This window comes from Gardnerella sp. DNF00476 (assembly GCF_049262735.1).
GTDB classification, from domain to species: Bacteria; Actinomycetota; Actinomycetes; order Actinomycetales; family Bifidobacteriaceae; genus Bifidobacterium; species Bifidobacterium vaginale.
The window spans coordinates 411,449-424,967 of the sequence record NZ_CP058401.1; the positions used below are offsets into that span (position 1 = coordinate 411,449).

Annotated in this window: 5 protein-coding genes; 1 reads left to right on the forward strand and 4 read right to left on the reverse strand. The window is 45.8% G+C overall.

The annotated features are described in order from the left end of the window. Window positions 1–19: 19 nt before the first annotated feature. Both HXT25_RS01605 and HXT25_RS01610 read right to left on the reverse strand, forming a co-directional pair. A complete protein-coding gene (locus HXT25_RS01605) occupies window positions 20–1,177 on the reverse strand; it encodes a class C sortase (protein ID WP_119675506.1) in 1,158 nt (385 codons plus the stop codon). Between the two features lie 194 nt (window positions 1,178–1,371). Next, on the reverse strand, window positions 1,372–3,171 hold the full coding sequence (locus HXT25_RS01610) for a SpaH/EbpB family LPXTG-anchored major pilin (protein ID WP_075038685.1): 1,800 nt from the start codon (window positions 3,169–3,171) through the stop codon (window positions 1,372–1,374). A gap of 680 nt (window positions 3,172–3,851) precedes the next feature. On the opposite strand from HXT25_RS01610, the gene HXT25_RS01615 reads away from it, so the two are divergent. Then, window positions 3,852–5,294, forward strand: coding sequence for an ATP-binding protein (locus HXT25_RS01615; RefSeq protein WP_422118614.1), 1,443 nt, complete (start codon window positions 3,852–3,854; stop codon window positions 5,292–5,294). 507 nt (window positions 5,295–5,801) lie between these two features. Here HXT25_RS01615 and HXT25_RS01620 read toward each other — a convergent pair. Next, complete coding sequence (locus tag HXT25_RS01620; protein ID WP_422118615.1) at window positions 5,802–9,821, reverse strand: DNA-directed RNA polymerase subunit beta'; 4,020 nt, start codon at window positions 9,819–9,821, stop codon at window positions 5,802–5,804. Window positions 9,822–9,908: 87 nt separating this feature from the next. Further along, the gene (gene rpoB / locus HXT25_RS01625; RefSeq protein ID WP_004116667.1) at window positions 9,909–13,475 is read right to left on the reverse strand and encodes a DNA-directed RNA polymerase subunit beta; all 3,567 of its coding nucleotides are present in this window, start codon (window positions 13,473–13,475) and stop codon (window positions 9,909–9,911) included. Window positions 13,476–13,519: the final 44 nt, after the last annotated feature.

Sequence of the window (13,519 nt, forward strand, 5' to 3'; positions counted from 1 at the left end):
CATCAACTTATTTAACCTATTAACTTTTCAGTTTTTTAAGCTTTGAAGCCTTCGGACGCTTGCCCTGCGCAAAACCATCAATAATCGACTCAAAGGATTCCTGACTAATCCTTCTCGCTTCTTCGGAATCCCTATACATCTGCTTGTTTTGGTCGCCATAAATGCCAAGCCAAAGAGTATCGTTAGTCTGGTCATCACCATTGGCATCACTATGGTCATCACCATTATTTCGATCATCGCCGTTCTGCTTATCGTTTTTCTTCTTTTTCTTCTTAACAATCGGCAGACCAGCCCAGTAAATGTAGCCTCCAACCACACTCAAGCTTGCAATGCTCCCAACAAGCCACCACGGGAATCTCGGAACATCTGGCTTTTTACCAAGCAAAGACTTGTCGGCGACAGGCGTCGGCACTACTCGCTCTCCCGTCACCAAGATTCTCTGTGTGTTTATTCCAAGCGGCGTGCAAGTAATCAGAGTCACAAGATCCTTGCCTGGCACTGCAGCAATCTTCTTTGTTTCGTCTGGGTTTACAACAATTTTTTCTATCACCTTGTAAGTGAGAATCTCGTCAAAAACCTCGATCGTAAAAGAATCGCCCTTATCTATCTCATCCAATCTCGTGAACATTTCCGCACTAGCCAAACCGCGGTGGCCAGTAATCACGGAACGAGTCCCTAATCCTCCAACTGGTAGAGAAGTTCCGCGCAAATGTCCCAGTCCCTTAAGCAGAGTATCGTCCTGCGTACCGTGATACACGGGCAAATCTAGGTCAATTTTCTTAATGCGAAGGCGAGCCATAAGACCATCGTCATTCGCTTTCAACTGATCCCAATAGTTTTGACTAACGTCAGATGTTTCGCCATGGGATGTTGGAATATTCGTGTTCGCCTCATATATTGCGCCTACGGATAGCTTGCGATTGTATTCGCGCGCGCGAGCCAGCTGCTCATGCGGAGCTGGAATAGCATGCGTGATTAGCTTAGCGTATTCTGCGGCTACTTCCGACATGTGATACTGGCTTAACCACATTGCTGCATGTGGGTATAACAGTGAGGCGAACGATGCGGTTAATAGAAGCGCTGGAACGATAGAAGATTTAGAAAATCTCCACTTTCGTTTATCGCGTTTCTTATGCTTAACCGCAACGTTTCGATTTAAGAATAAAAACCTAAGCATTTGTTGCTTTGCGATTGGACTTGAAATTGGATTTACGATTTTATTTGTGATTTGATCTGCGACTTAATTTTCGATTTTGTAAGCCGATGCGAGTATTCGCGAATCCGCGCAATTCACTCACTTGAATACGCAAACACTCGCATACAGCTTAAATCACAAAACAATCACAAAATAATCACAAAACCAAGTAAGCCTTACGCTTCTTCTTGTTCCTTGCGGCGACGGGTGATGATGTAGAACAACGTGCCGCCCAAGCCAACAATGCCGAATGCAGTGAGCAACACTAAGCCGCGCGCACCAGTCATTGGCAGTGCGCCAACAATCTTGTCCAAGGCTGTTGAAAGCTTGTTGACTACTTCTTTACTGTTCTTAGTTGCAGCATCAGCCTGACCCTCAACAGTTAAGTCGTAGCAAGTTGGCGTGTCTGAAGGCTGATAACCAGCAGGAGCCTTGGTTTCCACAATGCAATACTTCTTAGATGTAGTATCACCATTGCCAATAAACAGTTCTACAGAAGCTTCACCATTGTCGCCAGTAGTAAGGGTAACGCCTTCGACCTTCTTGTTGCCTTTATCATTGCCAGTTACATCAGCATTGGTTGTTGATGTAGCATTATCTTTCATTGCGTAAACTTCGAACTCAGCACCCTTAAGTGTCTTCTTATCTTGACCTGTCTGTTCATTAACCTTAGTAACCTTTAGTGTTGCAAAGTTAGTTACAGACTGACCAGGATTATCGCACGGCTTACTTGTAGTTGGAACGCATGGCTTTGGATCATCTTTTTGACCAGTTACAGTATTATTAACCTCAGTATTAATAACGTTAACAACCTTTGTAGCGCCTTGCTTAACCTTAGCAGTAATCTTGGCAGTAAGCTTCAAAACATTACCATCGCCAAGATTCTTATACAATGAATCAGCTTTACCTAAACCAGTATTATTTAAAGCAACAGTAACTAATGTGAAGCTTTTTTGATCATTGCCAACTGCATATTTCTTGCTAGTATCTGTAGTGACAGTGTAATCAGTATCTTTGGTAAGATCGTTAAAATCATTAGTCTTTGTAGAAGCTGTATCGCTACCTTTAGCAAACTTTGAAATCTTAACATCGCTTATGCCGCTAGCAGCATCAAACACTAAATCCTTCATTAAAGGATCAGTGAACTTAATAGTAGTGAATTTTGTAGCAGGAGCAATAAGGTTCAAAGGAATAGTAATATCCCAAGACATTGTTGTAGCATTATTGCTCTTTATGTCGAGCGAGCTTGGAGCATTAGCAGGAGTCTTCTTTGGAAGATCAGTGCTTGTATCATTCTTTGGATACACGTTCACATCGTAAATCCACTTCTTCGTAGTTTCATTAGCGAGTGGAGTCGTCACAAAGAATGGATCCACACCCTTTGTAATGGAAACTGGCTTCCATGTCTGTCCATCTTTTAATTGCGCTCCAGAAACATCCGTTTCCTCAACGTAGTACAAGCCCATCGGGAGTTGTTCAAACTTGCATGAGCCATCTTCACCTGTTGTGCACGACTTTCCACTAGCCTTATCAACACCTTCACCAGCATCGGTATACTTATTAAACTCTGGATTAGTGCCAGCTATAAAATCATGAGCGGTCTTCTTGTTGTTCTCAGCTGTTGCGACTAGATTTTCTAAGCCTTTGATCTTCTTCCATCCTTCAGACGTAGAAAGATCAATTTCATCAGCACCCTTCTTTAATCGCCACAGAGTAAACTTAACACCCTTAACTGGCTTTCTATTAGAAAGATCTTTTACTTCCTCACCATTAGCGCGTATAGTTCCAGCAGGGTTATTCTCATATTTATGAATAGTAATGGATGTAGTACTTTTCTTTGTAGTATCAATAGTAGCTGTATTAACACCAGCATCCTTAGCATAAGCAATAGAGCCAGCAATACAGCATGTTCCAAGTGTGCATACCGCCGCCAAAACAGCAACGGTGCGCTTCAGCGAATTCGTATTTAAACGCATGTTTCCTCTCTTCTTTAGAGTGACATCTCGTTATGAGAATTTTGTGTTTAGAAAGAATCGCCCATGTGATTAGACTTTTCCGCAAAAATCGCATAAATATCGCGAACTACAGATTCCTCTCACTGGGCTTCTATGCGCACTAAAGCTGTGCGCCAAACCTTCATTGACTAAAACAGACTAGCATTTTGCAGCGTAAAAATCACCTAACAAAAGCCTACTAAAATAAGCTTTTAATACCCCCCCCCCGGTATCGTTGAAATATCAGGGTTTTCTCAGCTTAATAAGTGATTAAAATTGTTAAAAATTCTTTCCGAATTTTTGCTAAATTCGCACCTTGGCGTGTCGAATAAACCGCGTCGTTATCGCTTGCGCGAACAGCGCGCGAACGTCTTCGCCGCGCAGAAGCAGTGCTTCTGCTTTGAGCGGCTCAGCGCTCCAAATTGCCTTTTCGCGCTACGCTCTAAGCGAAAAGGCAGGTCGTCGCGCGCGTTTGTTTTTCCCTTTTTCAGCAAATATGACTACAAACACGGGCAAAAATACACAAACACAAGCGAATCAAGTCAAATTGCATTTTATAGCAAAATGTCGATTCTGCAATAAATCATCAAAATAAAATTGTCGATTTTGCAAAAATCTGTTAAAATAAAATAATCGATTTTGCAAAGAATGGCGGAATTACAATGATTTATAACCTTAATCAATCAGCATCTAGCACAACAAACACTGCACGCAAATTTCCACGCAAAATCTATTCGCACATGCTCAATTGGAAAAACTCTTCTAACGGGAAAAGAGCACTACTCATAGAAGGACCACGACGCGTAGGAAAATCCACTATTGTAAAAGAGTTTGCGCAAAATGAGTATGAAAGTTACATATTAGTGGATTTTTACACAGCATCTCCAGAAGTAAAACAACTATTTGAAGATCTTTCAGATTTAAACTACATCTTCTTGCAACTCCAGCTTACATATAAAACAAGCCTCAAAGAACGCAAGTCGTGCATTATTTTTGATGAAGTTCAACTCTGCCCAAAAGCGCGCCAAGCAATTAAAGCCCTAGTCAACGACGGAAGATACGACTACATAGAAACGGGCTCACTAATTTCAATCCACAAAAACGTTAAAAATATTCTTATTCCAAGCGAAGAACGCAAACTAAAAATGCATCCTATGGATTATGAGGAATTTAAATGGGCACTTGGCGACAATACAACCATTCCGCTTCTAAAAAAACTCTACGATTCTAAAAAACCAATCGGTCAAGCAGCATGCAGAAAAATGCTAAGAGATTTTAGACTTTATATGCTTGTTGGAGGAATGCCACAAGCTGTTGAAAGCTATATTGAAACCAACGATTTTAGTGTTGTAGATAGAGTAAAACGCGATATTCTTTCACTTTACGAAGATGATTTTAGAAAAATAGACCCTACTGGTAAAATATCTGCAATTTTTGATTCTATACCAGCTCAGCTCATGTCTAACACTTCCCGTTACCATGTTTCGAGCGTTCTTGCTGGCAACAGAGCAAATACTGTTCTTGAACAACTAGCTCAACTAGAAGATTCTGGAACTGTGCTAATCTCCCACCATACTAACGATCCTAATTCTGGAATGGCTCAACACAAAGATTTATCTAAGTTCAAACTCTTTCTTGCAGATACTGGCTTGTTTGTTACGTTAGCATTTAAAGACAAGTCTTTTACAAGCAACGACATTTATATGCGATTGTTAAACGATAAGTTGCAAGCAAATCTAGGTTATGTATACGAAAATATTGTTGCTCAAACTTTGAGCACTCATGGACACGAATTGTATTATCACACTTTTATGGACGGCGACGCGCGCTTAATCGCGGACGATACTAATGTTGAGATTGACAATCACGATAATCGAAATAATCACAACAATCGCAGCTATGAAGTAGATTTCTTGATTGCTGATAAGAACAAGATTGTGCCGATTGAAGTAAAGAGCTCAGGTTATAAAACGCATGCTTCGCTTGATACTTTCGCGCGCAAGTTTTCTTCGCGAATCGCACGGGAAATTCTGATTTATACAAAAGACTACCTACATAACGGAATGCTGGAATACATTCCAATAGTAATGACTGAGTTCTTGTAATTCCCCACGTTTGTTCCCTTTTTAAGCACATACGACTACAAACACGGGCAAAAATAAACAAACACAGGCGAATCTACGACTTCGAGCTTAAAGCGTAGCGCGAGAGGCGCTTTGACTGAGCTTGAAATTGCATAACGCATTTCAAGCTCCTTCAAAGCGTGATTTGGCTCAAGCATAAAGTCCAGTGGACTTTATGTGCCAAATCAGCCGAGCGGCTACTAATAGCCGCGAGGAATAGAGCGCTGAGCCGCTCAAACGTAAAGTCCAGTGGACTTTACGTGCGGCGAAGACGTGAGCGCGCTTAGACCGCGCGAACGAAGTGACCGCACTTTACACCAGATTTAATACAAAACACGCAAACGCAAAAAACAAAAGCCGCTGCAAGATGTGTAAAACAACTTGCAACGGCTAATTCAATTCAGACTAGCAAAATCAAACCTAGAGATTTAAGCAAATCACCCATAAATAATATAGATAGCCTAAAATCGCCAGTTATACCTAGCCTGATTAGTTAAGGTCATCGTCATAATCACCCTGACCACCCTGATCATCAAGGAAGTCATCTGGATTAAACTCATCCCCAAGCTGCATGTCGCCAAAATCAATGTTCGAGAAATCAACATCTCCCATGTTGCTCTCGCCAAAGTTTGACGGAGTGCTATCTGCTCCACCCAAACCAAGGTTTGGATAAACAGCATCACGCACCTCAGGATCTGCAAAGACATCCGCATTACGATAACGCGCCAAACCAGTACCAGCTGGGATGAGCTTACCAATAATAACGTTCTCCTTCAAGCCCTTAAGATCATCTTCCTTCTGGCTCAAAGCAGCTTCAGTAAGCACGCGAGTAGTCTCCTGGAAGGATGCGGCAGAAAGCCAAGAATCTGTAGCCAAAGAAGCCTTTGTAATACCCATAAGCTCTGGACGACCAGCAGCAGGCTTACCACCATTCTTAACAGCCTCAAGATTTGCTTCACGGAACTTAGCCTGATCCACAAGTTCGCCTGGAAGAAGGTTCGTGTCTCCAGAATCAATCACCGTAATGCGGCGAAGCATCTGGTGAACAATAACCTCAATATGCTTATCGTGAATATCAACGCCCTGAGAACGGTACACGTTGTGCACTTCTTCCACAATGTTCACCTGAGCAGCACGAGGACCAAGAATTCGCAGAATCTTCTTAGGATCCACAGAACCTTCAATCAGCTGCGTACCAACCTCAACGTGGTCTCCATCCTTAACAAGCATTGGAGCACGACGAGTTACTGGGTAAACGATTGGCTCAACCGTAGTATCGTCTGGAGTCAAAGTCACCTGACGACCATGGTCAGTATCCTCAACCTTCACAACACCTGGGAACTCAGCAATTGGAGCTTCGCCCTTAGGTGTACGAGCTTCGAAAAGCTCGGTAACACGAGGAAGACCCTGCGTAATATCGCTTGCCGAAGCAACACCACCAGAGTGGAAGGAACGAAGCGTAAGCTGCGTACCAGGCTCACCAATGGACTGTGCTGCAACAATACCAACAGCCTCGCCAACATCAACAAGAGAGCTTGTAGCCAAAGACCAACCGTAGCACTTTGCGCAAACGCCACGCTTAGACTCGCAAGTAAGCACAGAACGAGCCTTAACTTCTTCGACACCATGCGCAACCAAGTCACGCAAAACATCCATCGAAAGCGCGTCACCACACTTTGCCAAAACGGTTGTACCATCTTCTGGATCGAGAACATCTGCAGCAAGCAAGCGCGAGTATGGACCACCATCAGCAGCCTTAACAAGCGTCAAATTGCCATTTTCGTCGCGGTCCGCAATCTTCATCATAAGACCACGCTTTGTGCCGCAATCTTCCTCACGAACAATAACTTCCTGAGAAACGTCCACAAGACGACGAGTCAAGTAACCAGATTCTGCAGTACGAAGTGCGGTATCAGCCAAGCCCTTACGCGCACCGTGCTGGGAGATGAAGTACTCCAACACAGAAAGACCATCACGGTAGTTTGACTTAACAGGACGAGGAATAATCTCACCCTTAGGGTTTGCCACTAAGCCTCGCATACCAGCAATCTGACGAATCTGCATCCAGTTACCGCGTGCACCAGACTGAACCATGATGTTCACGTTGTTATCATCATGGAAGTTCTCGCGCATAGCATCTGCAACCTTATCGGTGCATTCAGTCCACAAGTTAATCAACTCTTGACGACGCTCTTCATCTGTAAGAAGACCCATATCGTACTGGGAGTTAATCTTTGCAGCCTGATTCTCATAGTCTTGTGCAATAGACTCACGATTTGAAGGAAGCACAATATCAGAGAATGCCATTGTAACGCCAGACCAAGGTGCTCGAGTAAAGCCAAGATCCTTCAAAGCATCAAGGGATGCGGCTACCTGAGCAGTGGAATAACGTGTAGCAATATCGTCAACAATCTTGGAGAGAACACCCTTTGGAACCTGCTGGTTCACAAACGGATAGTCCTCTGGAAGAGTGCCGTTAAACAACACGCGACCGTAGGATGTGGCGAACAATACAGTTCCATCCTTAAAGCGCTCTTCATGAACAACATCTGGGCTGCCTGGCTCTGGATCTACGACCTTAAGTTCTCCTGGCTCCCAATCCTTTGGTAGCACAAAGTCCTCTGGCACGCGGATTAATACCTTTGCCTGCATGTCAATCTCATGCTTGTCGAGTGCCATTTGAGCCTCTGCAAGCGAAGAGAAGATTCTGCCTTGACCCTTTGCACCGTCTATTACTGTAGACAAGTAGTACAAGCCCAAAATCATATCCTGAGATGGCATGGTAACAGTGTGACCATCTGCTGGCTTCAAGATATTGTCGGATGCCATCATCAAGCTGCGAGCTTCTGCCTGAGCTTCGGCGGAAAGTGGCAAATGCACTGCCATCTGGTCACCATCGAAGTCAGCGTTGAATGCGGCGCAAGCAAGTGGTGGAAGGTGAATTGCTTTACCTTCAACCAAAATTGGCTCAAATGCCTGAATACCCAAACGGTGAAGTGTAGGAGCACGGTTAAGAAGCACAGGATGTTCAGAAATAACTTCCTCAAGCACACCCCAAACCTCGGAATCTCCGCGATCTACAAGGCGCTTTGCGCTCTTCATATTCTGAGCAAAGCCCTGATCCACCAAACGCTTAATAACGAATGGCTTAAACAGCTCCAACGCCATTGGCTTAGGCAAACCGCATTGATGCATGCGGAGGCTTGGGCCAACAACGATTACGGAACGGCCAGAATAATCAACTCGCTTACCGAGCAAGTTCTGGCGGAATCGACCCTGCTTACCTTTAAGCATATCGGAAAGCGACTTTAGTGGACGGTTCGATGCACCAGTTACTGGGCGACCACGACGACCGTTGTCGAAGAGTGAATCAACTGCTTCCTGAAGCATGCGCTTTTCGTTGTTAAGCATGATTTCAGGAGCACCAAGTTCAATCAACCTCTTCAAACGATTGTTACGGTTGATTACTCGACGGTACAAGTCGTTCAAATCGGATGTTGCAAAGCGTCCACCATCAAGCTGAACCATTGGTCGCAAATCTGGTGGGATTACTGGAATAACGTCCAAAACCATTGCTTCTGGCTTGTTTCCAGTAGTCAAGAACGCGTTTACAACTTTAAGTCGCTTCAAAGCGCGCGCTTTGCGCTGACCAGTACCATTGTCGATTTCTTCGCGAAGTTCTACGGCAGCAGACTTAAGGTCGAAGTCCTGCAAGCGCTTCTTGATTGCTTCAGCACCCATGCAGCCTTCAAAATAGTCACCGTAGCGGTCTTCCATTTCTCGCCAAAGGTCAACATCGCCTTCCATGTCTCCTGCGCGTAAGCCCTTGAAGCGATCGAAAACTGCGTTCAAACGCTGAATCTGCTCATCGTAGCGAGTACGAATAGCAGCCATTTCTCGCTCTGCTCCAGCGCGCAATTTAGACTTTGCGTTGCCTTTTGCTTCGCCTGATTCTTCCAGCTCGTGCAGGTCTTCTTCTACCTTCTTTGCGCGAGCTTCAATCTCATTGTCGCGGCGCTTACGAAGATTGCCGATTTCCGTATCGAACTCGTCTTGTAAGTCTGGAAGATCTTGGTGACGCTGCTCTTCATCTACCTTAGTAACCATGTAGGCTGCAAAGTAAATAACCTTTTCCAAGTCTTTTGGAGCAATATCAAGCAGGTAACCCAAGCGGCTTGGCACACCCTTGAAGAACCAAATGTGTGTTACAGGAGCCGCAAGCTCAATATGACCCATGCGTTCACGGCGAACGCGGCTGCGTGTAACTTCCACGCCGCATCGCTCGCACACGATTCCCTTAAAGCGCACGCGCTTATACTTGCCGCACGCGCACTCCCAGTCGCGAGTAGGACCGAAAATCTGCTCACCGAACAGACCATCCTTCTCTGGTTTAAGGGTACGGTAATTAATGGTTTCTGGCTTCTTAACCTCGCCGTGGCTCCAGCTACGGATGTCGTCGGCGGTTGCCAGTCCAATCCTCAGTTTGTCAAATGCGTTGACGTCCAGCACTATTATCGTCCTGTCTCATGAAATTGTTTTTCTAAGTTTCTTAAAGTGATTAGTGATTAGTGATTAAGTTATTTCTAATCACTGGCATCACTGGTATTCAGGTTCTTGAATAACTTGATCTTCCTTGGCGGACGAATCTGGTCGTGCACCAATGTTGAAGCCCAAATCTTCAGAAGACGACACCGGATCATCATCCTCATCCTTCATGTCAATTGCCACTCCTTCGGAGTTAAGCACCTCAACATTCAAGGAGAGAGACTGCATTTCCTTGAGCAACACCTTGAAGGACTCAGGAATACCAGCTGGTGGAAGGTTATCGCCCTTGACAATAGCGCCATACACGCGCACGCGGCCGTCAACGTCATCAGACTTTGTGGTCATCATTTCGTGCAATGTGTAAGCAGCGCCATAAGCCTCAAGCGCCCACACTTCCATTTCGCCGAAGCGCTGGCCGCCGAACTGCGCCTTACCACCCAACGGCTGCTGGGTAATCATAGAGTAAGGACCAGTGGAACGAGCGTGAATCTTATCATCAACCAAGTGATGCAGCTTCAAGATGTACATGTAGCCAACAGAAATTGGCTTAGGGAATGGCTCACCAGTGCGGCCGTCAAACAATGTTGCCTTACCGTCGGAACCAACAAGCTTATTGCCATCGCGGTCTGCAAGCGTAGTGCTCAAAAGACCCTTCAAGGTTTCTGGGCGCACGCCGTCGAACACTGGAGTTGCAACAGGAGTGCATGGATCGCCGTGCTCAGCGCCTTCTGGCACATACTTCTTCCAAGCAGCCTCAAGGTCTGGATCCAAATTAATATCCCAACCAGCGTGAGCAATCCAACCCAAGTGAAGCTCGAGCACCTGACCCAAGTTCATTCGAGAAGGCACACCCAACGGGTTAAGCATAATGTCTACTGGAGTACCATCAGCCAAGAATGGCATATCCTCTTCTGGCAAAATGCGGGAAATAACACCCTTGTTGCCGTGGCGACCAGAAAGCTTATCGCCCTGCGTAATCTTACGATGCTGAGCAATGTACACGCGAATCATCTGGTTTACGCCATTTGGAAGCTCATCGCCATCGTCTTCAGCGTCTTCACGAGTGATTTCCTTAACAGCAATCACAGTACCAGTTTCGCCGTGTGGCACGCGCAAAGAAGTGTCTCGAACTTCACGGCTCTTTTCGCCGAAGATTGCACGAAGCAAGCGCTCTTCTGGAGTAAGCTCAGTCTCGCCCTTAGGCGTTACCTTACCAACCAAAATGTCGCCAGCTTCCACCTCGGCACCAATGCGAATAATACCGCGCTCGTCGAGGTTTGCAATAGCGTCTTCGCCAACGTTTGGAAGGTCGCGAGTAATCTCTTCGGCACCAAGCTTGGTTTCACGAGCATCGATTTCGTACTCTTCAATGTGAATCGAAGAAAGCGTATCGTCTTGCACAAGACGCTGGGAAATAATAATAGCATCCTCGTAGTTGTAACCATTCCAAGGCATAAACGCAACGAGCAAATTCTTTCCGAGTGCAAGCTCACCCTTGTCTGTTGCAGGACCGTCTGCCAAAACTGTACCAGCTTCAACACGCTCGCCATCTTTAATAAGTGGCACCTGGTTGTAGCAAGTAGTCTGGTTAGAACGCTGGAACTTAGAAAGCTTGTAGCTTGACTGAGTTCCATCGTCGTTCATAACGCGAATAATATCTGCAGAAACGTAGGTTACAACGCCTGGCTTTTCGGAAAGAATCACGTCTCCAGAATCAACTGCAGCACGCCATTCGGAACCCGTACCAACAAGTGGACGCTCCGACTTAATAAGCGGCACAGCCTGACGCTGCATGTTGGTACCCATCAAAGCACGGTGACCTTCATCGTGCTCCAAGAATGGAATCAAGCTTGCGCCAAGGGAAACCATCTGTCGTGGGGAAACATCCATGTAGTCAACAGTGCTTACAGGCACATCGACTGCTTCTTCTTCGTCAACACGAGCAAGTGCCTGAGTGCCAACAAAGTTGCCATTTTCATCGAGTTCCTGATTTGCCTGAGCAATAACATGCTCGGCTTCGCGGTCTGCAGTCATATATTCGACTTCGTTAGTCACATGACCGTTAACAACCTTACGATAAGGTGTTTCAATAAAGCCGAATGGGTTGATGCGACCAAAGGTAGCAAGAGAACCGATAAGACCGATGTTTGGACCTTCTGGGGATTCGATTGGGCACATACGACCAAAGTGGGATGGGTGCACGTCTCGAACTTCCATAGATGCGCGGTCTCTAGAAAGACCACCAGGACCAAGAGCAGAAAGACGACGCTTGTTTGTAACGCCTGCCAAAGGATTGTTCTGATCCATAAACTGGCTGAGCTGAGAAGTTCCGAAGAACTCCTTAATCGTAGCGTTAACTGGTCGAATGTTAATCAACGACTGTGGTGTAATCGCCTCAGCATCTTGCGTGGTCATGCGCTCGCGCACAACGCGCTCCATACGGCTTAAGCCAGTACGAATCTGATTCTGTACAAGCTCGCCAACCTGACGGATTCGACGGTTTCCAAAGTGATCAATATCGTCCACGTCTACACGCAATTGCACATCTTCGCCATCGCGCTTGCCTGGGAAGGTCTTTTCGCCCGAGTGCAAAGTAACCAAATACTTGATTGTGGCAATAATGTCTTCGCGATTCAAGCTGCGATCGTTGTAATCCGCTTCCAAACCAAGCTTGCGATTGATCTTGTAGCGACCAACGCGCGCCAAATCGTAGCGCTTTGTGTTGAAGTAGAAGGATTCGAGCAAATTGCGACCCGCGTCTGGAGTTGCGGTATCTGCTGGGCGAATCTTGCGATACAAGTCTGTAAGAGCATCATTTTGAGTGTCGATTGGCTCTTTTTCTAGAGCGTCGAGAACAAGAGGATACCCTTGGAATGCCTCGGCAATTTCTGGCTTAGTCATGCCAATTGCCATCAAGAACACGATTGCAGACTGCTTACGCTTGCGATCTACGCGCACGCCAAGAACATCGCGCTTATCAATCTCAAACTCAAGCCACGCTCCGCGACTTGGAATGATTTTTGCGCCAAAAACGTCTTTGTCGGAAGTGCGATCTTGCGTGCGGTCAAAATACACGCCTGGGGAACGCACAAGCTGGGACACGATTACTCGCTCAGTGCCGCCAATAATGAATGTTCCGTGTGGTGTTTGCAGCGGGAAATCACCCATAAACACAGTCTGGCTCTTAATCTCGCCAGTTTCGCCGTTTTCAAACTCTGCGTTTACGTACAAAGGAGCGGAATATGTGTAATCCTTCTCTTTGCACTCAAGCACAGTGTGACGTGGCTCTTCAAAATATGGATCCGAGAATGTGAGGCTCATTGTCTCAGCAAAATTCTCGATTGGAGAAATCTCTTGGAACACTTCTTCTAGACCAGAGACATGAGGCACAGTGTGAGTGCCATTTGCCTCATCTTCTTCGACGCGCTTCTTCCAACGCTCGGAGCCGATCAGCCAGTCAAAGCTGTCGGTTTGCACACCGAGGAGGTATGGCACATCGATTGGCTCACAAATGGAGCCGAAATTCACACGATCCGACGCTTTATGCAATTTAATGCTGTGCTCGTCGGCACGCGCGATGACTTTGGTGGTGTTCGTCGTAGCTTGTTCAGCAGCCAATGGACGTTCCTTTATCGCTAGCTAGTTTTCTTAATCCTTGGGAG

What these genes read in the sequence shown, in the direction of transcription:
- HXT25_RS01605 (WP_119675506.1), bottom strand. Translation starts at nt 1,177, where the DNA reads ATGCTTAGGTTTTTATTCTTAAATCGAAACGTTGCGGTTAAGCATAAG.
- HXT25_RS01615 (WP_422118614.1), top strand. Translation starts at nt 3,852, where the DNA reads ATGATTTATAACCTTAATCAATCAGCATCTAGCACAACAAACACTGCA.
- HXT25_RS01610 (WP_075038685.1), bottom strand. Translation starts at nt 3,171, where the DNA reads ATGCGTTTAAATACGAATTCGCTGAAGCGCACCGTTGCTGTTTTGGCG.